Source organism: Ferrovibrio sp. (assembly GCF_017994015.1).
In the GTDB taxonomy this organism is placed as follows: Bacteria; Pseudomonadota; Alphaproteobacteria; order Ferrovibrionales; family Ferrovibrionaceae; genus Ferrovibrio.
This window is the reverse complement of the sequence record NZ_JAGOLP010000031.1, coordinates 1-23,023: the sequence shown is the minus strand read 5'-3', so window position 1 is coordinate 23,023 and position 23,023 is coordinate 1. Positions and strand designations below refer to the sequence as shown.

At 62.0% G+C, this 23,023-nt stretch carries 22 protein-coding genes; 16 read left to right on the top strand and 6 right to left on the bottom strand.

Annotated elements, in window-relative coordinates:
* The first annotated feature begins 143 nt into the window (after positions 1-143).
* The 8 genes from zwf to KBB36_RS14235 are packed head-to-tail and all read left to right on the top strand — an operon-like array spanning position 144 to position 8,206.
* A complete protein-coding gene (zwf, locus tag KBB36_RS14270; protein ID WP_290982106.1) occupies positions 144-1,631 on the top strand; it encodes a glucose-6-phosphate dehydrogenase in 1,488 nt (495 codons plus the stop codon).
* A complete protein-coding gene (locus KBB36_RS14265) occupies positions 1,628-2,989 on the top strand; it encodes an ActS/PrrB/RegB family redox-sensitive histidine kinase (RefSeq protein ID WP_290982103.1) in 1,362 nt (453 codons plus the stop codon). The genes zwf and KBB36_RS14265 overlap by 4 nt, the downstream gene beginning before the upstream one ends.
* Positions 2,986-3,516 carry an ActR/PrrA/RegA family redox response regulator transcription factor gene (locus KBB36_RS14260; RefSeq protein WP_290982099.1) on the top strand — a complete coding sequence of 177 codons (531 nt, stop codon included), beginning with the start codon at positions 2,986-2,988 and terminating at the stop codon, positions 3,514-3,516. The genes KBB36_RS14265 and KBB36_RS14260 overlap by 4 nt, the downstream gene beginning before the upstream one ends.
* Before the next feature lie 16 nt (positions 3,517-3,532).
* On the top strand, positions 3,533-4,978 hold the full coding sequence (hldE, locus tag KBB36_RS14255; protein ID WP_290982096.1) for a bifunctional D-glycero-beta-D-manno-heptose-7-phosphate kinase/D-glycero-beta-D-manno-heptose 1-phosphate adenylyltransferase HldE: 1,446 nt from the start codon (positions 3,533-3,535) through the stop codon (positions 4,976-4,978).
* 3 nt (positions 4,979-4,981) lie between these two features.
* Positions 4,982-6,175 (top strand): FAD-dependent oxidoreductase, encoded by a 1,194-nt coding sequence (locus tag KBB36_RS14250; protein WP_290982093.1) that lies wholly within the window; start codon positions 4,982-4,984, stop codon positions 6,173-6,175.
* Positions 6,172-6,963, top strand: a complete 792-nt coding sequence (locus KBB36_RS14245; RefSeq protein WP_290982090.1) for an aldo/keto reductase — start codon at positions 6,172-6,174, stop codon at positions 6,961-6,963. The genes KBB36_RS14250 and KBB36_RS14245 overlap by 4 nt, the downstream gene beginning before the upstream one ends.
* Positions 6,960-7,403 (top strand): hypothetical protein, encoded by a 444-nt coding sequence (locus tag KBB36_RS14240; protein WP_290982087.1) that lies wholly within the window; start codon positions 6,960-6,962, stop codon positions 7,401-7,403. Before KBB36_RS14245 ends, KBB36_RS14240 begins: the two co-directional genes overlap by 4 nt.
* Complete coding sequence (locus tag KBB36_RS14235) at positions 7,400-8,206, top strand: cyclic nucleotide-binding domain-containing protein (protein WP_290982084.1); 807 nt, start codon at positions 7,400-7,402, stop codon at positions 8,204-8,206. Before KBB36_RS14240 ends, KBB36_RS14235 begins: the two co-directional genes overlap by 4 nt.
* A 3-nt stretch (positions 8,207-8,209) precedes the next feature.
* On the opposite strand, the gene KBB36_RS14230 is transcribed toward KBB36_RS14235, so the two are convergent.
* Genes KBB36_RS14230 through KBB36_RS14220 form a run of 3 tightly spaced genes read right to left on the bottom strand, consistent with a single transcriptional unit; the run spans position 8,210 to position 12,398 of the window.
* On the bottom strand, positions 8,210-8,680 hold the full coding sequence (locus KBB36_RS14230) for a hypothetical protein (RefSeq protein WP_290982081.1): 471 nt from the start codon (positions 8,678-8,680) through the stop codon (positions 8,210-8,212).
* The gene (locus KBB36_RS14225) at positions 8,658-10,268 is read right to left on the bottom strand and encodes a peptide chain release factor 3 (RefSeq protein WP_290982078.1); all 1,611 of its coding nucleotides are present in this window, start codon (positions 10,266-10,268) and stop codon (positions 8,658-8,660) included. Before KBB36_RS14225 ends, KBB36_RS14230 begins: the two co-directional genes overlap by 23 nt.
* Positions 10,269-10,313: 45 nt before the next feature.
* A complete protein-coding gene (locus KBB36_RS14220) occupies positions 10,314-12,398 on the bottom strand; it encodes a 3-hydroxyacyl-CoA dehydrogenase NAD-binding domain-containing protein (RefSeq protein ID WP_290982075.1) in 2,085 nt (694 codons plus the stop codon).
* A 123-nt stretch (positions 12,399-12,521) separates the two neighbouring features.
* Here KBB36_RS14220 and KBB36_RS14215 point away from each other — a divergent pair, with 123 nt between their 5' ends.
* Positions 12,522-13,340, top strand: a complete 819-nt coding sequence (locus KBB36_RS14215; protein ID WP_290982072.1) for a hypothetical protein — start codon at positions 12,522-12,524, stop codon at positions 13,338-13,340.
* A 4-nt stretch (positions 13,341-13,344) separates the two neighbouring features.
* On the opposite strand, the gene KBB36_RS14210 is transcribed toward KBB36_RS14215, so the two are convergent.
* Both KBB36_RS14210 and KBB36_RS14205 read right to left on the bottom strand, forming a co-directional pair.
* Complete coding sequence (locus tag KBB36_RS14210; protein WP_290982068.1) at positions 13,345-14,559, bottom strand: MFS transporter; 1,215 nt, start codon at positions 14,557-14,559, stop codon at positions 13,345-13,347.
* On the bottom strand, positions 14,556-15,854 hold the full coding sequence (locus tag KBB36_RS14205) for a ferredoxin-NADP reductase (protein ID WP_290982066.1): 1,299 nt from the start codon (positions 15,852-15,854) through the stop codon (positions 14,556-14,558). Before KBB36_RS14205 ends, KBB36_RS14210 begins: the two co-directional genes overlap by 4 nt.
* Before the next feature lie 110 nt (positions 15,855-15,964).
* On the opposite strand from KBB36_RS14205, the gene KBB36_RS14200 reads away from it, so the two are divergent.
* The 5 genes from KBB36_RS14200 (at position 15,965) to KBB36_RS14180 (ending at position 18,944) form a co-directional block, all read left to right on the top strand.
* Positions 15,965-16,732 carry an N-formylglutamate amidohydrolase gene (locus tag KBB36_RS14200; RefSeq protein WP_290982064.1) on the top strand — a complete coding sequence of 256 codons (768 nt, stop codon included), beginning with the start codon at positions 15,965-15,967 and terminating at the stop codon, positions 16,730-16,732.
* 1 nt (position 16,733) lies between these two features.
* Positions 16,734-17,867: a carboxylate-amine ligase gene (locus KBB36_RS14195; protein ID WP_290982061.1), complete on the top strand. Its 1,134-nt coding sequence runs from the start codon at positions 16,734-16,736 to the stop codon at positions 17,865-17,867.
* A gap of 12 nt (positions 17,868-17,879) precedes the next feature.
* A complete protein-coding gene (locus tag KBB36_RS14190; RefSeq protein WP_290982058.1) occupies positions 17,880-18,194 on the top strand; it encodes a DUF1244 domain-containing protein in 315 nt (104 codons plus the stop codon).
* An 89-nt stretch (positions 18,195-18,283) separates the two neighbouring features.
* Entirely contained in the window at positions 18,284-18,550 is a 267-nt protein-coding gene (locus KBB36_RS14185; protein WP_290982055.1) for a DUF2312 domain-containing protein, read from the top strand.
* Between the two features lies 1 nt (position 18,551).
* Positions 18,552-18,944: a hypothetical protein gene (locus KBB36_RS14180; RefSeq protein WP_290982052.1), complete on the top strand. Its 393-nt coding sequence runs from the start codon at positions 18,552-18,554 to the stop codon at positions 18,942-18,944.
* On the opposite strand, the gene KBB36_RS14175 is transcribed toward KBB36_RS14180, so the two are convergent.
* Entirely contained in the window at positions 18,929-19,780 is an 852-nt protein-coding gene (locus KBB36_RS14175) for an alpha/beta fold hydrolase (protein ID WP_290982049.1), read from the bottom strand. The two genes, KBB36_RS14180 and KBB36_RS14175, sit on opposite strands and share 16 nt — an antisense overlap.
* A gap of 189 nt (positions 19,781-19,969) precedes the next feature.
* Between KBB36_RS14175 and KBB36_RS14170 the strand changes: the two genes are divergently transcribed.
* On the top strand, positions 19,970-20,446 hold the full coding sequence (locus KBB36_RS14170) for a PAS domain-containing protein (protein ID WP_290982046.1): 477 nt from the start codon (positions 19,970-19,972) through the stop codon (positions 20,444-20,446).
* Between the two features lie 205 nt (positions 20,447-20,651).
* A partial coding sequence (locus KBB36_RS14165; protein WP_290982043.1) for a DEAD/DEAH box helicase family protein occupies positions 20,652-23,023 on the top strand: 2,372 nt, incomplete at its 3' end.

The window sequence follows — 23,023 nt, the reverse complement described above, 5'->3', positions numbered from 1 at the left end:
GGCTTTCGGGCTTATCCACAAGAATTTCCCGAGTCGCATCCCGAGTCGGTGTCGATTCCCTGGCGCTGAACACCAGAGTCGGGAATTGAAGGTGATGCCGCAACATGACAGGGTAGTATCCAAGATTGATCGAGGTGTGATTGATGGCCAACCCAAGCGGCAGCTTCTCCTTCGACTCGGTGGTGTTTGGCGCCACCGGCGATCTGGCGATGCGCAAGCTGCTGCCGGCGCTGTATTTGCGTGACGCTGCCGGACAACTGGAACCGGATTGCCGCATCTTCGGCGTCGCCCGTGGTGCGATGTCGGCGGCAGCCTTCCGCGACCATGCCGCCGAGGCTCTGCATCACTTTCTGCCGGCCGGCGAATGGCGCGAGGCGGATTGGCAGCGTTTTGCCGCCCGGCTGCATTATGTGGCGCTGGATGTGGAGCAGGCCGCAGACTATGCCCGGCTGGCGGCCGCCCTGGCTGAGGCGCCCGGTATTGGCGCCGGTCGGGTCACATTGCATTACCTGGCGGTGGCGCCGCGGTTTTTTGGCCCGATCTGTCAGCATCTGGGGGCTGCCGGGCTGAACGGGCCGTTTGCCCGCGTGGTGATGGAAAAGCCGATTGGCCATGATCTGGCCTCGGCCAATGCAATTAATGATGCCGTGGGTGCGGTTTTTCCCGAACAGCAGATTTTCCGCATCGACCATTATCTCGGCAAGGAGACGGTGCAGAATCTGATGGCCTTGCGATTTGCCAATGCGCTGTTCGAGCCGCTGTGGCATCGTGGCTATATCGAACACGTGCAGGTGACGGTGGCTGAAACCGTGGGCGTGGAAAAGCGGGCCGGTTATTATGACCAATCCGGCGCCCTGCGCGACATGGTGCAGAATCATCTGCTGCAACTGCTCTGCCTGGTGGCGATGGAGCCGCCGGCCAGCTTCACCGCTGATGCGGTGCGCGACGAAAAGCTCAAAGTGCTGCAAGCCCTGCATCCGATTGCGCCACGGCATGCCCAGAGCCGCACGGTGCGCGGGCAGTATGTGGCGGGCGAGATGGCTGGCCAGCCGGTGCCGGGTTACATTGAGGAAGTGGGCGATCCTGCCACCCGTACCGAAAGCTTCGTGGCGCTGAAGGCCAAGATCGACAATTGGCGCTGGGCCGATGTGCCATTTTTTCTGCGCACCGGCAAACGCCTGCCGATGCGGCGCTCGGAGATTGTCATCCAGTTCCGCGCCGTGCCGCATCTGATCTTCCGCGATGCGGCGCGCGATGTGGTGGGTAATCGGCTGGTGATCCGGTTGCAGCCGGATGAGGGCATCGAGCTGCATATGATGACCAAAGTGCCGGGGCCTGGCGGCATGCGGCTACGCCGCGCGCCGCTCAATCTCAGTTTTGCCGAGACCTTTTCCGGCCGCCAGCCGGAAGCCTATGAACGCCTGCTGATGGATGTGGTGCGCGGTAATCCGATGCTGTTCATGCGTCGCGACGAAGTGGAAGCGGCCTGGCGCTGGATTGAACCGATCCTGCAAGGCTGGCAGGCCAGCGGCGAGGCACCGTTGCCCTATGCTGCGGGTGATTGGGGACCGGCTGCCGCCAACATGCTGATCCGGGGCAATGACCGGCTCTGGCATGAGGCGATGGCGTGAATCTGCTACAGCCACTGGCTCGCCTGCTGCGCCGCATGCTGCTGCGGCGCCGCGCCATGGAGCAGGCGCCGGGCCGGGTGCGGCTGCAAACCCTGGTGCTGTTGCGCTGGATTGCCATTGTCGGCCAGTTGCTGGCTCTGCTGTTTGTGCATTTTGGCCTTGGCTTCAGCCTGCCGCTGGGCTGGTCGCTGATTGTGGTCGGGCTGTCCACCGCGCTCAATGTGATGCTGTTCCTGGTCTACCCAACCGCCAAGCGGCTGTCGGAGCGTGGCGCCGCCGGTTATCTCGCTTTTGACCTGGTTCAGCTTGGCGCCTTGCTGTTTCTGACCGGCGGTGTGGAGAATCCCTTTGCCCTGCTGGTGCTGGTGCCGGTCACCATCTCGGCCACCATCCTCAGCCTGCGCTCCACCATGCTGCTTGGCCTGCTGGCTTTCACGATTACCGGCCTGCTGGCGGTGTGGCATCTGCCGCTGCCCTGGAGCCAACCGGGCCTGACCCTGCCGCAGGCCTATCAGGCCGGCGCCTTTGTTGCCCTGGTGCTGGGTATGCTGTTCATCGCCGCCTATGCCTGGCAGGTGGCCGAGGAAGCCCGCCGCATGTCGGATGCTTTGGCCGCCACCCAGATGGCTCTGGCGCGCGAACAGCAGGTTTCGGCACTGGGTGGCCTGGCGGCAGCGGCGGCGCATGAACTGGGCAGCCCGCTTGGCACCATCGCGGTGGTGGCCAAGGAGTTGAGCCGCGAGATCGAACCGGATGATCCGCTGGCTGAGGATATCGGCCTGTTGCTGAGCCAGGCGCAGCGCTGCCGAGACATTTTGGCGCGTTTGTCACAACGACCGAGCGGTGCCAGCGAAGGCGAAACCTTTGCCGATCTTGGCATAGCCAACCTGCTCACCATGGCGGCAGAGCCATGGCGCCGCAGCGGCGTGGATTTCCGGGTGCGGCTGAAACAGGAAGGTGAGGCGCCGCGCCTGCCGCGCCGGCCGGAAATTGTTCAGGGCCTCAGCAACTTGTTCCAGAATGCGATGGAATTTGCCCGTTCCACGGTGATTGCCGAAGTGGATTGGGATCAGCAATCACTGCGCATCGATATCCTGGATGATGGCCCGGGCATGAATGTGGATATCCTGTCGGCTTTGGGCGAGCCTTATACCACCAGCCGGCCCGAATCCGGCGGCATGGGTCTGGGCGTGTTCATTTCGATCAATCTGCTGCGCCGCTCTGGTGCCACGCTGGGCTTTTCCAACCGTTCCGGTGGCGGCGCCCGGGTGCGCGTCCATTGGCCGCTGCCGCTGGCGTTGCAGGATGGCGCGGCAAGGGTTGCGCCGCTGCCCGGCTCGGGTACATTGGCGCCATGACGACCGACCTCAGCCTGCTGATCGTGGATGATGACGAGCCGTTGCGTATGCGCTTGGCGCGGGCAATGGAAAAACGCGGCTATGCCGTGCAGGCCGCCGATAGTGTGGCGGCCGGCATCCAGATGGCGCGTAGCCGCCCACCGGCCTATGCCGTGGTTGATCTCAAGCTCGGTGATGGCAATGGCCTGGATGTGGTGAGCGCAATCCGCGCCGTGCGCCAGGATGCCCGCGTGGTGATGCTCACCGGTTATGGCAATATTGCCACCGCCGTGGCCGCCGTGAAGGCCGGCGCGGTGGATTACCTGCCCAAACCCGCCGATGCCGACGATGTTGACCGCGCCTTGCGCGCTGCCAATGCCGCCCATCCGGCACCGCCTGACGAGCCAATGTCGGCCGAGCGGGTGCGTTGGGAGCATATCCAGCGGGTGTTTGAATTATGCGACCGCAATGTCTCGGAGACGGCGCGCCGGCTGAAGATGCACCGCCGCACGTTGCAGCGCATCCTGGCCAAGCGGTCGCCGCAATAGCGGCATGAGCAACCATATGCCCCCCGATCTCGAAAGCTTCGCCAAGGCACGCATCCTGGTGGTGGGTGATGTGATGCTGGACCGCTTTGTGTATGGCGGCGTCAAGCGCATCTCGCCGGAAGCACCGATCCCGGTGATGCAGATCGAGCGCGAATTGGCGATGCCGGGCGGTGCCGGCAATGTGGCGCGGAACATAGCCTCGTTAGGCGCCCGCGCCCGTTTGATTGGCCTGGTGGGCGATGATACCGCTGCCGATGAATTGCATGACGCGCTGAGCCAAACCCGCATCGAGCCGTTGCTGGTGGTGGATGAAACCCGGCCCACAGCCGAGAAAATCCGCTTTATCGGTGGCCAGCAGCAATTGCTGCGGGTGGATCGTGAACGCAGTGCCGCGCCGGCCCAGGCAGCAACGCAGACCCTGATCGAAACCGCGCTGGCGGCACTTGAAGATGTAGATGCTGTGATTGTTTCGGATTACGCCAAGGGCGTGGTGGGCGATGCCTTGCTGGCTGCTTTGCTACCGGCGGCGCGGCAGCGCAACCTGCCGGTGCTGGTGGACCCCAAGGGTGAGGATTATGCGCGTTATCGCGGTGCCTCGCTGGTGACGCCGAACCAGAAGGAAGCGGCGCTGGCGGCCGGCATCGGCTGCCACAATGATGCCGAGGCGGAAGCTGCCGGGCGCAAGCTGATCCAGGCCTGCGGCATTGATGCGGCCTTGATCACGCGCGGCGCCCAGGGCATGACCCTGGTGGCCGGTGATGCCATGCCGGTGCTGCATCTGCCGGCTGTGGCGCGCGAAGTATTTGACGTGTCGGGCGCTGGCGATACCGTGGTGGCGGCCCTTGCCGTGGGTTTGGCTGCCGGCCTGCCGCTGGCCCAGGCGGCGCGGATCGCCAATGCAGCGGCCGGTATCGTGGTTGCAAAGGTGGGCACTGCTGTGGTGCTGCCCGAGGAATTGCGCGCGGCGCTGCACCTGCCCGATCCGCTTGGTCTGGATGGCAAGGTGGCAACCTTGGCGCAGGCGATGGATGTGGTGGCGCGCTGGCGCCTGCGCGGTGAACGCATCGGCTTCACCAATGGCTGTTTTGACCTGCTGCATGCCGGCCATCTGGCGCTGCTGGCCGAAGCCCGCAGCAAATGCGACCGGCTGATCGTGGCGATCAACGCCGACAGTTCTGTGCGCAAGCTGAAAGGCCCGGAACGTCCGGTGCAGAACGAGCAGCATCGCGCCCGCCTGCTGGCGGCACTCAGCCTAGTTGATCTGGTGATTGTGTTCGAGGAAGACACGCCGGTGCATCTGCTGCAAGGTTTGCGGCCAGATCTGTTGATCAAGGGTGGCGATTACGGCATCGATCAGGTGGTGGGCGCCGATATTGTGCTGGGTTATGGCGGTGAGGTGCAGGTCTCGCGCCTGGTGGCCGGCCAGAGCACCACGGCCACGATCCAGAAATTGCGGAGCTGAGCCTTGCGGCTCGATGTGGTGATATTAGGCGGCGGCATCGCCGGCCTGTGGCTGCTGGCGCGGCTGCGCGCGCGTGGCTATCGCGCCCTGCTGCTGGAACAGGCGCAGCTCGGCGCCGGACAGACCCTGGCTTCGCAGGGCATCATCCATGGCGGCCTGAAATATGCCATCGACCGCAAACTGGGCCAGGATAGTGCCGCGCTGGCCGACATGCCGGCACGCTGGCGCGCCTGCCTGGCCGGCAGCGGTGAAATAAACCTTGGCCCTGGTTTGCTGGCCGCCGAGCGGCATCTGTTCTGGGCGCGGCGCAATCTGGCCAGCCGCATGGCCGGTTTTTTCGGCAGCAAGCTGGTGCGTGGTCGGGTTGAGACTTTGCCACCGGAAGCCTGGCCCACAGCCTTGCGCGACCCACAGCATGTTGGCGCGGTTTATGCCCTGGATGAATGTGTGCTGGATGTGCCGGCCTTGCTGGCGCGGCTGCTGGCGCTCAATCCCGATGCGATCAAGCAGGTGAACGGCGAAACCCGGCTGAGTATGGCCGAGGATCATGTGGTGCTTGATTGCCTGGATGGCGACGGCCGGCCACGCCGCCTACAGGCCAGCCATGTGGTGGCCACGGCCGGTGCCGGCAACGAAGCCTTGCTGGCCCGGACGGGCTTGGCGCCAACCCTGGCGCAGCGCCGGCCATTGCAGATGCTGCTGCTGGATAATGCCCCGGCGCCGCTCTGGGCGCATTGTTTCGATACCAGCGACAAGCCGCGCGTCACCATCACCACGCATCACCGCCACGACGGCAGCCTGGTCTGGTATGTCGGCGGGCTGCTGGCCGAACAGGGCGCCAGCCAGGATGAAGCCACCTTGATCCAGGCGGCGCGGCGCGAATTTGCCCTGCTTCTGCCCAGGCTGGATTTCAGCCACAGCCGCTACGCCGGCCTGCGGGTGGATCGCGCCGAGGGTGCCACCGATGACGGCAGCAAGCCGGAAGGGCCGGTTTTGCGCCAGCCAGCCGATTGGGCCGGTCGCTGCCTGCTGGCCTGGCCAACCAAGCTGGCGCTGGCGCCGCAACTGGCCGATCAGGTGCTGGCCTTGTTGCCGCCGCCAGCCGCAGCCGATGCGGCAATCGAGCTTGCTGATTGGCCTGCACCCGGCATCGCTGCTGCGCCATGGGATTGTGCCGCGTGGCGGGAGGCGGCATGAAACTGCGCCCACTCGGCCATACCGGCCTTATGGTCAGTCCGTTGGGGCTTGGCACCGTCAAACTTGGCCGCAACGAGGGCGTGAAATACCCATCGGGCTTTGACCTGCCCGATGATGCCGCCGCCTTGGCGCTGCTGGAAGCCGCTTGCGATTTGGGTATCAACTTGCTGGATACGGCACCGGCCTATGGTCTGGCCGAAATCCGGCTGGGCCGCCTGCTGCCGCGCATAGCCGGGCGCCGGCGCGAGGATTGGCTGCTGGTGAGCAAGGCTGGCGAAGACTTTGAACATGGCGTTTCGCAGCATGATTTTTCGGCCGAAGCGGTGCGGGCTTCGGTGCTGCGCTCGCTGGAGCGGCTGGATACGCCTTATCTGGATGCGGTTTTGCTACATTCCGATGGCGTGGACGAGGCCGGCGCACGTTTCCTGCCGGCTGTGGCGGCATTGGAGCAATTGAAGCGCGAAGGGCTGATCCGGCTCAGCGGTTTTTCCGGCAAAAGCCTGGCCGGTGGTATGCGAATGATCGATTGCGTCGACCTGCTGATGGTGACCTATAATGAACACGAAACCGAGCAGCGACCGCTGATCGAACTGGCCGGTCAGCGCGGGCGTGGCGTGCTGGTTAAGAAGGCGCTGGCCAGCGGGCATAGCCAGGCGCCGGGCGCTGCGCTGGCGGCGGCGCTGGCGGTGCCGGGGGTTTCGTCGGTGGTGGTGGGCACGCTGTCGCCCGGACATTTGCGGGCGAATATGGCAGCGGTGGCGGGTCAGACTGAGGCAAGGACAGGATGAACGACGACAGCGGCGGGCCGAACGAGGCGGCAGAACAGGAATTTTTGGCTTTCGGTTGGCAGCGGGCACAGATCAATGCGCCTGACACTGGAAGTGGAAAACGCCTTGTGGAAGGCTTCCGTCATGGCGATTTTGCCGCCTATGATAGCCCGGCAGGATGGGAAGTAGTGGCTCTGCCGGCGGATATGCTGCTCGGGCGGTTGCCCAGCGTCTCGGCGGTGCGCAGATTTGCGCAGAAATGTGTCAGTTTTCCTGCCCAGCCCAACGGTGCCGTGATTGGCGCAGCGCGGCAGGCGATGTTGCAGGCGGTGGAGGAGGAATTGACTTTGGCACGGCAGGCAGCACACCTTCTGGAAGCGAAGATCGACGACCTGCTTTCCAGCGTGGACGATATCCGCGCCAAGGCCATTCTTTTTGCGCGTGACGACGATACGCCATGAAAGAAGGCGAGGTAATTTTTGAGCGCGGTGAAGTCATCCTGCGCGAAGGTGAGGGCGGCAATGTCGCCTATCTGGTGATTGATGGCCAGGTGGCGATCTATACCGGCGAAAAAGGCGCACGCAAGAAACTGGCCGTGATCTCCAATGGCGGCGTGTTTGGCGAGATGGCACTGATTGATCCGGCGCCACGCATTGCCAATGCAGCAGCTGTGACGCGCACGCGCTGCATGCGCATCACCCGCACTGTGCTGGAACGCGCATTGGATGCCGGGCCGCCGCTGACCCGCTATCTGCTGCAAAGCTTCATCCGCAATATCCGCACCGCTTCCGGGGTTTCCTTCGTCAAGGCGCCGATGGAGCCGGAACCGGCCGAACTGATTGTCTCCGAACGCAGCAACCGCGTGCTGCATCGCCGCGCCTATGGCCATGGCGATGTCATTTTTCGCCAGGACAGCGAGGGCAATGCTGCCTACCTGATCCAGAGCGGCGAGGTGGACTTGATGCGCGAGGATGCCAATGGCCAGGCCACACTGATCCGTCGCCTCGGTGCCGGCGAAGTCTTTGGCGAAATGGCGCTGCTGGATGCGCAGCCGCGTTATGCCACGGCGGTGGCGCGCAATGGTGCCACGCTGGAAATTCTGCGCAGCGACAATTTCAACACTTTGCTGGCCGATGCGCCGCCGATTGTGCGCGCCCTGATGCGTATCTATGCCGGTATGATCCGCTCGCAGGCACCACGCCAGGCAACGCCAGCAGCGCCAGCGGCAGAGCCGGCAAGCGACACGGACATTCCGCAGGATTAGCCCCTAACCCCGGCGCGGCACTTCCTGCAAGCTGCGGATCAGCACGGCATTCACCATGGGGCCGCGCAGCGCGCGGTTGATCTGATACAGCAGGCGGCGCTTCATTGCTTCCAGATCCTGGTCGGTGATACGGCCATTCTGGCCCAGCGGCTCGCGGTTGAGTTCCAGGATCACCGCGTTGTAGACGCGCGGCATCATGTTATCCACGGCCTGGGCATTCTCGGTGGTGCCGCAATCCAGCGTGAAGGTCATGATGATGGTGCCAGGTGGCTTGCCTGCCACCGGCGCCACCGGCGCCGTCACAGCTTCCACGGTCAACAGTGGATTGAGCACCGGCGGGCGTTCCACCGGCTTGTTGGGATCGGCCTTTTTCTTGTCTTGCGCCTGGGCGTGCAGCGGCAATGCGGCCAGCAGCATGGCAAGCAGCAGATGGCGGCGGTTCAGGCAAGGCTCAAGCGCGTTCCCGTGTGGCATGGAAGCGGATTTTATCCCATTTCTTCTCGGTATACGACAATTCCCAAGTGTTGCGTGCCATGAAGACCGGGGCGCCATCGCGGTCATCGGCGATGGTGGCGCGATTCTGCTCCAGGAAAAGGTCGATATCCTTCGGATTCTCGGCGCTGATCCAACGCGCGGTCTCATATGGCGCGGTCTCGAAGCCCACTTCAAGATTGTATTCCTCGGCCAGCCGCGCCGCCAGCACATCAAGCTGCAACGGGCCGACCAGTCCAACAATCCAGTCCGAGCCAAAACGCGGCCGGAATACCTGGGTGACACCTTCCTCGGCCAAATCCTCCAGCGCACGTTGCAGATGCTTGGCCTTCATCGGGTCGGACAGCCGCACCCGGCGCAGGATTTCCGGAGCAAAATTCGGAATGCCGGTGAAGCGCAAATCCTCGTTCTCGGTCAGCGTGTCGCCAACCCGCAATGTGCCATGGTTGGGGATGCCGATGATGTCACCCGGCCAGGCTTCGTCGGCCAGCGAACGGTCACGGGCAAAAAACAGCGTCGGGTTCGATACCGTGATCGGCTTGCCGCTGCGCACCTGGCGCAGCTTCATGCCGCGCTTGAAATGGCCCGAGCAGAGCCGGAAAAACGCCACGCGGTCGCGGTGGTTCTTGTCCATATTGGCCTGCACCTTGAACACAAAGCCGCTCACCGTTTTGTCGGTGGGCAGGATCATGCGCTTGTCAGACGGCTGCGGCCGGGGCGGCGGGGCGAACTGGCCCAGGCCCTTGAGCAATTCATCCACGCCGAAATTCTTCAGCGCCGAGCCGAAATACACCGGCGTCATATGGCCCTGGCGATAACTTTCGGCATCGAAGGGCGGGCAGGCGCCCTCGATCAGCTCAATATCCTCGCGCAGCTTGGCCAATTGTGCGGCCGGAATCATCTCGGTGGCGCGCGGATCGTCCAGGCCCCGATCCAGCACAATCACTTCGGGTTCGAGATTCTTGTTTTCCTTGCCCACCAGCAACAGGCGCTTGCCAAAAAGGTCATAGCAGCCACGGAAATCATGGCCCATGCCGACCGGCCAGTTGGCCGGCACACATTCCAGCGCCAGGGTGGAAGCCACTTCGTCGAGCAATTCAAACGGATCGCGGCTCTCGCGGTCGATCTTGTTGACAAAGGTGGCAATCGGCACGTCGCGCAGGCGGCAAACCTCAAACAGTTTGCGGGTCTGGGTTTCGATACCTTTGGCAGCGTCGAGCACCATCACCGCGCTGTCCACGGCAGTCAGCGTGCGATAGGTGTCTTCCGAGAAATCCTCGTGGCCCGGCGTGTCGAGCAGGTTGAAGGTCCAGCCCTCATACTCAAAATTCATCACCGAGGTGGAAACCGAGATGCCGCGCTGCTGCTCGATCTTGAGCCAGTCGGAGCGGGCGCGGCGGCTTTCGCCACGCGCTTTCACCGCCCCGGCGAGATGGATGGCGCCACCGAACAGCAGCAGCTTTTCGGTCAGCGTGGTCTTGCCGGCGTCAGGATGGGCGATGATGGCGAAAGTACGCCGGGCGCCGATGGGGTCGGCGCCCGGTCTTTCGGGGGCAATGGTTTCGGACATAACGGCCGTTTTTACCTCTACGCGCGGTGCAAACGGCCCTTTGGCCTAACCCTTGGGCCAGCCCGTGCCGGCTTCGGCGCATTGCACCAGAAGCGGGGCGGGGGTCCAGGCCTTGCCGTGCACCTTGTGGAATTCCCGGATCGTGGCGAGCACCTTGTCGAGCCCGATCTGCTCGGCCCAGAACATTGGCCCGCCCCGGTAAACGGGGAAGCCATAGCCGAAAAGATAGGTGATGTCGATATCGCTGGATCGGATGGCGATGCCTTCCTCCAGGATCAGGGCGCCCTCGTTGACCAGCGGATACATGCAGCGCTGCACAATTTCCTCGTCGGAGATTGTCCGCCGCTCAATGCCCTGCTCCTTGGCCGAGGCCAGGATGATTTCTTCCACCACCGGATCGGGCAGCGCGTTGCGACCTTCGTATTTGTAGAAACCGGCGCCGGTTTTCTGGCCAAAACGGCCCAATTCGCAGATCCGGTCGGCGACAGGCGAATACCGCTCACCCTGCGGCCGCAGATGCGCCTTGCCCTTGCGGATACGCCAGCCGACATCGAGGCCGGCCAGGTCACTCATACGGAATGGACCCATCGCCAGGCCAAAGGCTTCCAGAGCGGTATCCACCTGATGCGGCGTGGCGCCTTCTTCGAGCAGGAAATTGGCTTCGCGCAGATAGCCATGCAGCATGCGGTTGCCGATGAAGCCGTCGCAATTGCCGGCCAGAACCGCCACTTTGCGCAACGTCTTGCCAAGCTGCATCACGGTGGCGATGGTTTCCGGCGAACTGGCCTTGCCGCGCACATTCTCCAGCAGTTTCATCACATTGGCCGGGCTGAAGAAATGCGTGCCGATCACATCCTGCGGCCGCTTGGTGGCCGAGGCGATCTCATCGATATCCAGCGTCGAGGTATTGGAAGCCAGCACGGCACCGGGCTTCATCACCTGGTCCAGCTTCTTGAACACTTCCTTCTTGACGCCCATTTCCTCGAACACCGCTTCCACCACGATATCAGCCTCGCCGATATCCTCGTAGCGCTGGGTGCCGCTGATCAGCTTCATGGCGCGGTCCATGGCTTCCTGCTTCATCGAGCCGCGCTGCACGCTGGTGGCATAGTTCTTCTCGATCACGCCCAGGCCGCGCGCCAGTGCTTCCTGCGATACTTCGAGGATTTTCACCGGGATGCCGGCATTGGCGAAATTCATCGCGATGCCGCCGCCCATGGTGCCGGCGCCGAGCACGGCGGCGGCCTTGATCGGCTTCGGCTTCACATCCGCCGGCAGGCCGGGAATCTTGCCGGCTTCCCGTTCCGAGAAGAAGGCATGGATTTGCGCCGCGCGCTGAGGGCTTTCCATACATTGCTGAAACAGCTCGCGCTCGCGCTTCAGGCCTTCGGCGAAAGGCAGCGTGCAGGCGGCTTCCACGGCATCGACGCAGCGCCAGGGCGAGAAGAAACCCTTGGCTTTCCTTTCCATGCCCTTACGGAAGGTTTCAAACAGCGCCGGGTCAACGCCCGTCACCTTGTCGCTGCGCTGGCTCACCAGCACGGCCTGGCGCCCCTCGGCCACCACCTGGGTGGCAAAGGCCACGCCCACATCGGTGGGTTCACCCTCGGCCACATGATCCACCACGCCCACTTCCAGCGCCTTGCGGGCCGGAATCGGATTGCCGGAGGTAATCATCTCAAGTGCCATCTGCGGCCCGACCAGTCGCGGCAGGCGCTGGGTGCCGCCGGCACCGGGCAGAATGCCCAGCTTCACTTCCGGCAGGCCAACCTGCGCAGCCGGCACCGCCACGCGCCAATGGCAGGATAGCGCCACTTCCAGGCCGCCGCCCAAAGCAGTGCCATGGATCGCCGCCACCACCGGCTTGGCGCTGGCCTCGATGGCGGCCAGCACGCTGTTGAGATCGGGCGCCTGCGGCGGTTTGCCGAATTCGCGGATATCGGCGCCGGCAATGAAGGTGCGGCCGCCACCAACAATCACGATGGCGCTGGCGCTGGCATCGGCATTGGCGCGGGCTAGGCCATCAATCAGGCCCTGGCGCACGCCCTGGCCCAGCGCATTCACCGGCGGGTTGTTAACGGTCAGCACGGCAATGGTGCCGGACAGGCTATAAAGGACGGGCTCGGTCACGGTTTTCTCTCCCAAGCATTTACAGTGTTTCGGATTTTTACGGGCGAAATTATACGCCCCGGCCCGGCGACCATAAAGTCCCGGGGCTTGGCGAAAGCCGCCCAAGCCGCTACCTCTCTGGGCATGTTGAAGGCTGCCCCAGAACTGCATCTGCCGCCCCGTCAGGATAACCGCGACCGCTGGATCGCGTTTGGCGTTGCCGTGTCGCTGCTGCTGCATCTGCTGTTCGCCTGGCTGCTTTATTTGCAGCCCTGGGCGGCAGGCGTCAAACTGGCGGAAACTCCGCTGGAAATTGAAATGGTGATTCCGCCACCGCCGCCGGCGCGCACACCGCCGCCCCCGGCCGTCGCCCCGCCGCCCGAACCACCGCAATTGCAGCGCGCGCCGCTGGCCGAACAATCCACTGCGCCGTCGCCAAAGGCGCAGGCCGAGGCGCCCAAGCCTGTGCCGCGCCAGACGCCCGCGCCGGCACCACTGCCATCACCCCAGGGCCAGGCTGAAGCGCCGAAACCTGCGCCTCGGCCGCAGGCGCCAGCCGCGCCGCAACGTCCGCTCAGCCGCGACGAAGCCCAGGCCCTGGTGCAAACCGCGCCGGAGATGCGGCAATCCGAGCAGGATTTTTTCCTGGCCCAGATCGCCACCAACTGGATCATTGATCGTCAGGCGCCGCAATTCGCTGATGTGCAGGTGACTGGTTCGTATGTTGTGCTGCCCAATGGCATGCTGGCGCCGCCCTTTGGCAAGAATGATCCTTGGGACATGAGCGCCATGATCCGCAACTGGGAGCAGATCGTGCGCGCCCGGGGTGCGGAAAGCTATCGTATATCGGCTGAGACCTTCATGCGCGCCATGCGGCTGGCCCAGCCGCTGCAATTGCCGCCGAATTTCGGCGACAAGCCGAAGCGCATGACGCTGAACCTGCGCATTGGCGATTTGCCCTGATCGCTCAGCGCCGGATATTACGCCGGCCCTGGATCAAAAGGCCGATACCGATCAGCGTTGCCACCGCCATCAGAGCATAGGCGGTGCCATAGCTCATGCCGGCTTTGTCATGCAGCGCGGCAAAAACCGAGGGGCCGAGCAGCACGCCGGCATAGGTGATGCTGAGCGTGCCGCCCGTGGCATGGCCGACCTGGGCCACCGGCACCTGGCGCGCGATCACTGCAATGAACACACCATTCCAGCCGATAGCGCAGAAGCCGAACGACCCGGCGGCGGCGGCAATCGCCAGCCAGGGCCAGTCTGGCGCAATGGCGGCAGTGGCCAGCGCCGCCAGTACCGCCACGGCGCCATTGATGATCAGCACCAGCAGGCCCGAACGCAGGCGATCCGCCAGCATGCCCCAGGCCAGGCGGCCGCAGGCGCCGGCAATCTGGACAATGGCCAGCATGCTGCCGGCGGCCAGCAGGGTGAAATTCACTTCCGCCACCAGATAGGTGACCAGGAAACCGGTGACACTGAGCTGCACGGCGGAATAAGCCAGGGATGCCAGGGCCAGCCAGCGCAGGATCGGATGATTCCAGATCAGGCGCAGGCCATCGAAGGGGCGGGCGAAAATCGGCGCATCCGTCTGGCGCTGGCCATCCCAGGCGCGGCGCACCGGCTGCAACATCAGGCTGAGGCCAGAGGCGAGCAGGGCGCAGAGCAGCATGGCTGCGCGCCAGTCAAAAGCCAGCGTCACAGGCGGCAATAACAGCCCGGCAAGCATGCCGCCAATCGGCACGCCGCATTGTTTGATTGAAAAGATCAGGTTCATGCGTCCGCCAGCCGGCACCCGGCTGAGCAGCAGCGAGGCGGCGGGATTGGTGAAGCCATAGCCCGAACCCATGATCAGGGCGCCGAGGGCCAGGCTCCAGAGCGTGCCGAAAGCGGAGCAGGCGCAGCCCAGCGCCGAGACCCAGAGCGCAATCTGGCTGGCGCGGGTGGGGCCGAAGCGGCGCACGATATTGCCGCCGATCAGCGAGGTGAGCATGGCGCCGGTATAGACGATGGCGACCTGATAACCGACCAGCGCCGGGCCGACATCCAGGCTGGCAGCGGCGCGTGGCGCCACGGCGGAAAGCCCCAGGGCGCAGAGCGTGGTGAAGGATTGCGTGCCGGTGGTGGCTGCCAGCACCGGCCAGGTGGGTAGCGCGCCAGCCTCGGATTGTGGCGCGTTCACTGTTGTGCCTGCTGCTGCTGCGTATCCTGTATGGCCTGATCCAGTTCGGCCCATTGCGCCAGTTTTTCGCGCGGCGCACCAGGCCGGGCGGCGGCGGTTTCACGCGCCTCGATGCGTTTCCAGGCGGCGAAATCGCTGGCCGTGATGCCCTGCTGCCGCAGCCAGGCATCCAGCCCGGCACCGCCCGTTTTGGCCGGCGCGGTATCGTTGGCGAAATCCGCCAGCAGGCGGTCGGCCACGCTCTTGGCCTCGCTGCGATTGGTCGGGATGGTGCCGGACGGGCCGCGTTTAGCCCAGCCCAATGTGTAAAGCCCGGCTTCGATCAGGCCATCCTGGTTAGGCAGCCGCCCGGCTGCATCCGGCGCCGGCAGGTCGCCCAAGGCTTGGGTGCGATAGCCGATGGCGCCGATCACGCAGCCCACATCCAGCGGCTTGGTGCCGCCGGCCACTGCCAGGGCCTCAACACGCTGATCGCCGAGAATGGCCTGCGGCGCGCTGTGGAACAGGAAATGCAGCCGCACCGGCTTGTCATCATCACGCGCGGCATAGTCATGCAGAAGCTGGAGATTACGTTCCTTCACCTTGGCTTCCGAAGGATCGAGGCCGCTTGGCAGGTTTTCCGGCAGGTCACTGCGGCGCAAAACCGGGCGGACGCGCTCCAGCTTGCCCAATTCGGCCAGTTCGGCGCTGGTGAAGCTGGCTTCCACCGGGCCGCGCCGGCCGATCATGTAGATATCGCTGAGTGGCGCGGCCTGGATGGCCCTTGCGGCATGGGCGCAGATATCGCTGCTCGCCAGTTCAGCCGGGCTTTTGCCAAGCAGGCGGGCGATATCCACCGCCACATTGCCCTGACCGATCACGGCAAGGCCGGGGCGATCCAGCAAAGGCGCCAGGCCGGCAAAATCCGGATGGCCGTTATACCAGCCCACAAAAGCCATCGAGCCATAGACCCCGGCCAGGCCGGCGCCCGGAATGCCCAAGGGGCGATCCTGATGCGCCCCCACGGCGAGTATCACGGCATCGTAGAATTGGCGTAAAACCGCCAGTGGCAGCGCGGTGCCGACCTCCAGCTTGCCGCAAAAACGAACCTGCGGATTGACAAACAGGCGGTCAAACTGCCGGGTGATGGCCTTGGTGCCCTGATGATCCGGCGCCACACCGAAACGCACCAGGCCATAGGGCGTCGGCAGGCGGTCGAACACATCGATACGCAGGGCCGGATTCTGGCGGATCAGGGCATCGGCGCAGAACAGCCCGGAAGGGCCGCTGCCGACGATGGCGATATGCTGCAACACTGTGGCTTTTCCGTCGCTATAAACTGCAACAGTGTAAGCCACGCCGCACCGGCCTTGCAATTAACCGGGCCTGCTGGCAATCAGTCCGCACCCTAGCCGCGATTGAGCCGATGACCTCCCCGAACCAGACTTTCCGCGTGTTGAACGGCGCCGGCCGCGCCCCCGTTGTGCTGCTCTGCGACCATGCCAGCCATGCCGTGCCGCCGGAACTCGGCGATCTTGGCCTCAGCCAGGAACAGATCACCCGCCATATCGGCTGGGATATCGGCGCCGCCGCGCTGACCGAAAAGCTCAGCCAGGCGCTGGATGCGCCGGCTTTGCTGGCCGGCTATTCACGGCTGGTGGCGGATATTAACCGTGCCCCGGATGATCCGACATTGATCTGCGAGATCAGCGACGGCGTGCTGGTGCCGGGCAACCGCAATCTCAGCCCTGCCGAGCGCCAGCGCCGCATCGATGCCTATTTCACGCCCTATCACGCAGCGGTGGCGGCGGCGATTGACGCGGCGTTGCAGCGCAGTGCTTTGCCGGCCATCCTCTCGATCCATTCATTCACGCCCAGCATGAAAGGGCGGCAGCGGCCCTGGCATGCCGGCATCCTGTGGAACCAGGATGGCCGCCTGGCCCTGCCGTTGATCCAGGCCTTGCGCGAGGAGCCGGGGCTGGTGGTGGGCGACAACGAACCCTATAGCGGCCGCAGTCAGGCCGGCTTCAGCATCCGCGAACATGGCGAGCGGCGCGGCCTGCCGCATGTATTGGTGGAGGTGCGCCAGGATTTGATATCCGATGAGGCTGGTGTGGCCGAATGGGCTGTGCGGCTGGAACGCTGCTTCCGCCGCATCCTGGCAGAAAGCGGCGTTGCCGTGCTGGCCGCGTAAGATGAGCGCGCCTGATTTCACCCTGGGCATGGAGGAGGAATACCTGCTGGTGCGCCGGGAAGATGGCGCCCTGGCCGTGGAGCCGCCGGCCGCCATGCTGGCCGAGGCCCAGGCGCTGATCCCGGGCGGCCAGATCAATCCGGAATTTCTCAAATGCCAGATCGAGGTGGCCACCGGCATCTGCACCAGCCTGCCGCAGGCGCGGAATGAATTGATGCAGCTGCGCCGCGCCGTGGCCGAAGTGGCCGGGCGCCATGGCCTGGCGCCGATTGCCGCCGGCACACATCCGTTTGCGCGCTGGAGCGAACAAAGGCATACCGACCGGCCGCGGTATGACGCCCTGGCGCTGGACCTGGCCGGGGTGGCGCGGCGGCTGGTGATCTGCGGCCTGCATGTGCATGTGGGCATCGCGGATGAGGATTTGCGCATCGACCTGATGAATCAGGTCAGCTATTTCCTGCCGCATCTGCTGGCGCTTTCCACCTCGTCGCCGTTCTGGCAGGGCGAGGCCACCGGCCTGCAAAGCTACCGCGTCTCGATCTTTGACAGCCTGCCGCGCACCGGCCTGCCCGAGCGGTTTGAAAGCTGGGGCGAATATCAGCGTCTGGTGTCGCGTTTGGTGGCGGCCGGGCTGATCGACGATGCCACCAAGCTGTGGTGGGATATCCGGCCCTCGGCGCGGTTCCCGACACTGGAATTGCGCGTTACCGATGTGTGCACCCGGCTGGATGATGCCATCAGCATTGCTGCGCTGTATCGCGGCCTGCTGGCGGCTTTGCTGCGGCTCAGGCAGCGCAACCAGCGCTGGCGGCTTTATGCCAATGCGCTGATCGACGAAAACCGCTGGCGTGCGGCGCGTTATGGTGTGGCCGGGCAGCTGGTGGATTTTGGCAAGGGCCAAGCGGTGGATTATGCGCTTTTGCTGGAAGAACTGATCGAGCTGGTGCGCGAGGAAGCACTGGCTGGCGGCTATTGGCCCGAAGTGCAGGCCACGCGGCAGATCCTGGCGCGCGGCACCTCGGCACAGCGCCAGTTGCAGGTTTACCAGGCTGCGCTAGATAATGGGCAGGACCATGCCGCCGCCCTGCGCCAGGTGGTAGAGTGGCTGGCTGCTGAAACACTGAATTTCGCCTGAGGGAAGCTGAGCATGAGCGACGCCATCGACGACACCACCCGCACCGAACTGGAAGCCGCTGCTTTCCGCCGCCTGTTGCAGCATCTGAGCGAGCGCAGCGATGTGCAGAATATCGACCTGATGAATCTGGCCGGTTTCTGCCGCAACTGCCTGTCCAACTGGTATCAGGCTGCGGCCGAAACCAAGGGCATCGCGCTCGACAAGATGGCGGCGCGCGAGATTGTCTATGGCATGCCCTATGCCGAATGGCAGGCGAAATACCAGAAGGAAGCCTCCGCCGAGCAGAAGGCCAAATTCGCTGAAGCTTCGCAGGCGCAAAAGCACTAGCTTGTGGATAACTTTGCCGGGGTGGTTCCGCCGGGGCGGCTGTTCGCTATAATCCCCGCCTCGAATTTCGCCATTGCCAGGGGATTGTCATGGCTACCAAGTTGAAGACCGGCAATTTCGCCGCAGACCAGCTCCGCCAGCTGGTGATGCGTATCGAGCGGCTGGAAGAAGAAAAGAAGGCGCTCGCCGACGATGTGAAGGAAGTCTATGCCGAGGCCAAGGGCCATGGCTTTGACGTGAAAATCCTGCGCCAGGTGATCCGCCTGCGCAAGATGGACAAGGCCGATCTCGACGAGCAGGAAGAATTGCTCGATCTCTATATGGGCGCGCTCGGCATGCAAGAGGCGGCTGAGTGAGATGCGACGCGGCGCCACGCTTGCCTTGAGCGTTGCCGCCGCGTTGTTTACGGCCACGGGCGTCTTAGCCCAGGGCCGCCCGCCGATTGTCACCGACGATCAGCAGGCCTGTGTCACGGTGGCCAACCTGACACAGTATAACTGGCCGATCCGCATCAAGCGCGAAGGCCGCGTGCATTCCACGGTGAATTCCAAGCCCAGAGAAGTGACGCGTTATTGCGCGCCGGATCGGCTTGGCTCGGGCGAGTTCATCTATGTGATCCTGCTCTCCTCCTGGCTGCCGCTTGGCGAATGCAAATTGCGCAATCGCGGCACCATGGAAATCTACCGCGAGCCGAGCAAAGAGACCGATAGCGGCGAAGTGACCAAGGTGAAATGCTACACCGGTGGCTGAGCCGCCAGCCATTGCGCCACGGGCGGCAGCACCAGTTGCGGCTGCCGCGCCCAGCGGAAATGATCGATCTTTTCAAAGCCCAGCGCCTTGGGATCAAGCCGCAGCCGGGTGAGGGCGGCCTGCGGCATCTTGCCGATCAGGGCATCCAATGTGTGATGCGGCGCAAAGAAATCGCCCTGTAGCGAAATCGCCAGCACCGGCAGGGTCACTTCAGCCAGCTTCGGCTCGTAATCCACTCTTGGCTGGCCCAGCAGAAACCGCCCGGTGCGTGCCTGGCGCGCCCAGTCCGCCACCACGCCGCGCGCCTCGCGGCCGGCAAAGCGGAACACCTTGCCGGGGAAATGCCCAACCAGCCGGCCGGAAAGCCCCGCCGCCTGGCTGTAGAGCAGGAACGGCCAGCCCCAGAGTTTCCAATGCACCGAGGAAGCCGCAATCACGATCAGGCCGCGCAGGCCGGCCGGTTTCAGGCTGGCATAAAGGCAGCTGATCTGCGCCCCCAGGCTATGGCCCAGCATGTAAAACGGCGCCGCCGGGAAACGCGCCTGCATCGCCTGGGCGGCCAGCGGCCAGTCTTCATGCAGCATGTCGTGATAGCTGAAATCGTAATCCCAGCCCGGGCGCGGCGCATCCGCCGCCGCCTCATGGCCACGCAATTCGGAGATGCCGACATGATGCCCGGCGGCATGCAGCGCCTCGGCCAGCAAGGTGTAATAGCCGGCCTGCACGCCCATGGCGGGCTGGATCAGGATGGCCGGCGCCGCCGCGTTATCATGCGCAAACAGCGTGAGGGCAAAGCGGCTGCCATTGTGCCGCGTCAGGATGATTTGCTCGGTCATGGCGCGATTGAGCCATGCCGCTGGCGGCTTGGCAATTACCGATGCGGTAATGCCGTGGCGGCATGCCGTGGCGGCAAGAGCAGTATTTTTCACCCTGCCGCAGCGGCAGCGATTGCGCTTGGAGCCGGCGGGGATTTGCGGCACAACAAAGCCATGCCTGCTGATCGCGATCCGCCAGCTGCCCGCCCCATGCCTGAACCCGCCGCCACGCTGGCGCAGATGCAGGATGCCCGGCTGCTGCGCGCCCTGGCCTGGTGGCAGCAGAAGCGGGCCGGGCGCCGGCTGCCGGATCGTGTTGATCTTGATCCGCTGCAAATCCCCGATCTGCTGCCGCATATTGTGTTATGGCAGCGCGAAGTGGATGCGGCAGGGGCCACACGCGGCTATCGCTGCCGGCTCGCCGGCACGCTGATGGTGCAGATTCACGGCTATGAATTCACCGGCCAGACAATGGCGGCATTCCACGGTGCCAAGAATGCCGAAATTCAGCCCGAATATGATGCCGTGGCCGCCACCGGCCAGCCGCATTATGTGGAACGCACGCTGTTCTGGCTCAACAAGGATTACCAGCGCTACCGCCGCATCCTGCTGCCCTTCGCCTGGGCCGCCCAGACCGGCGAGCCTGAGCGCGTGGCGCTGATCCTGAACGTGTCGCACTTTTTGTGAGGGGGGGCTGAAGCAGTTGCGCAAGGCAAAAAGACACGGTCAAAAGGATCGTGCAGCATGGCTAGAGAAAATTTTACTCAGAAAATCGCACCATATTACAATTTAAAAGTATGTTTGAAATTAAAAAAATACTATTAGGTGTCTATTGTTATATATATAGTATTTTTTGTAGTGATTCGTATTGAGATGTCTATGAGGGGGAAATATGGTCGATTTTCGTAAAATGCGAGCGGATGGTGCGAAAAATACTCCAGTCAACCCCCGTGAAATTTTTCAACGTCTTCCTAAGCCGCCAGAAATCAATGACCTCTACACAAGTCAATCTGAAGTTTTAGATGCGTGGTTTGACCGGCGCGAAGAAAATGATCTTGTAATCAAGCTTAATACAGGGGGTGGAAAAACACTGGTTGGCTTACTTATAGCTCAATCTCACATGAGTGAGAAAAGGGCGCCTGTTCTATACTTATGCTCAACGGTCCAACTTGTGGAGCAAACCGTCGCAAAGGCCATAGAGTATGGAATCCCCGCAGTTAGGTATGAGAAAGGACAACCGCTCCCACAGCAATATGAAAATGGGGAAGCTGTTCTAGTCTCAACGTATCAAGCCTTATTTAACGGGAAAAGTCGTTTCGGAATTCGCGGAACTATGTTTCCTGCCATAATTGGCATGACAATTATGGATGATGCGCACGTTTCATTTTCTAGTGTTCGAGAAGCTTTTACGTTTGAGATTCTAAAGGATAAGCACCAAGAGGCATACCGATATCTTACAGGGCTTTTTCGAGTAGTCTTTAGAGATTTGAATAAAGATGGTGAGTATGACGATGTTGTGAGTGGTAAGGATTTTGGCGTGCTTGAAGTGCCATATTGGGCTTGGTTGGATAAATCCAGAGAAGTAAAAGAATATATTCGAAAAATTAGCGATGCGATTGATCCATTTTCATGGCCCTTGATTAGAGACAGTTTCCACCTATGCCATCTTCTGATTAGCAAGGATGCGGCGACAATTACTCCTCTGTTTCCTCTTGTTGAGATGTTCCCGTCATTTGATCAATGTCCGCGACGAATCTATATGTCAGCCACAATCGCCGATGATAGTGATATCGTTCGGACTTTTGATGCATCCCCTGATAAAGTTTCTAACCCAATTGTATCTACGTCATTGGCTGGTGTCAGTGAGCGAATGATTCTCATCCCCGAGCTAGTGAAGTTGAACGACCAGCCTATTAGTCCTCTAATAAAAAAGATAATTAATGATGTAATAATGCCCAGGAATGCTGGAAGTTTGATTTTGGTGCCCTCATCTAGAGGTGCTGATGCGTGGACAGATATCGCGCACCTTCCCAAAAAATCAGATGCCGTTCCTGCTGCTATTGAGCATCTAAAAGGAGGTGGGCAGAAGACACCAATTGTTTTAGTCAATAGATATGATGGAATTGATCTAAAAGATGATGCATGTCGCATTCTGGTAATGGATGGTCTGCCGATGGGAACATCGGACTATGATCATTTTCGTGCGATGCGAATGTCGTCAGATACAGTAAATAATATACTGGCGCAGCGTATAGAGCAGGGAATAGGTAGGGGGGCGCGGGGCCCTCATGACTATTGTATAGTGATCCTTTCTGGCACGAAGCTTGTCGCTTGGATCGGCAAAAATTCAAATTTAAATTTCTTAACTAGCGCGACCAGAGGACAGATAGATATCGGTAGAATTATTAGTAATGAAGTTAAGAATACCGAAGACCTTATCAAAACCATTGAACTCTGTTTGGCGAGAGACTCTGATTGGAAGAAATTTCACGCGGAGAAACTTTCAGAAGCAGTAAAGGCTCCACCCAAAGCCTCAAGTTCGTTGGAATATGCTGGTCTTGAACGCAAGGCATTTCGACATGCCACTCAAGGTAACAATGCCAAGGGGGCCAGCTTACTTGTAAAAGCAGTCCAGGCAGAGCCAGATATGCCGAACCCTCTACGGGGATGGTTATATGAATTGGCCGCAAGGCTCACTGCTGCCGGTAATGATGCCATAGAAGCAGAAAAGCTTCAGGAGTATGCGTACTCCATGAATAGGTATCTATTACGCCCTCGTCGCAAGCCTAGTTATGTGCCTCTCGTCCTCGCGGGTGAGCAAGCTCAGCGAATAGTGGCAAAGCTTTCTAGTTATCACATTAAGGCCGCTCTGCTTGCCGAATTCGATAGTGTGGTCGCGTTTTTGAACGCCGACTCTACTTCAAATCAGTTTGAGCAAGCTTTGGCAGACTTCGGGGAGTTTATCGGACTTGATACGCAACGACCAGAGTCTGATTTTGGTATTGGTCCAGATGTGCTTTGGCTGATCCCAAACGCAAAAGCTTTAATTATTGAGGCAAAGAGTAAAAAGAAAGACGGGAATCCATTAGGCAAAGAGGAGCACGGACAGCTTCTAAACGCTGAGCATTGGTTTCGCGGTGTTTATCCTGATACGAGCCGTACCAGAGTGAGCGTTCATCCAAATGACACTGCTTGCGAAGATGCTAATCCGGCAGGCACATTGGTGTTAACGCTGCAAAATCTTCAGTCACTAGTGTCCAATGT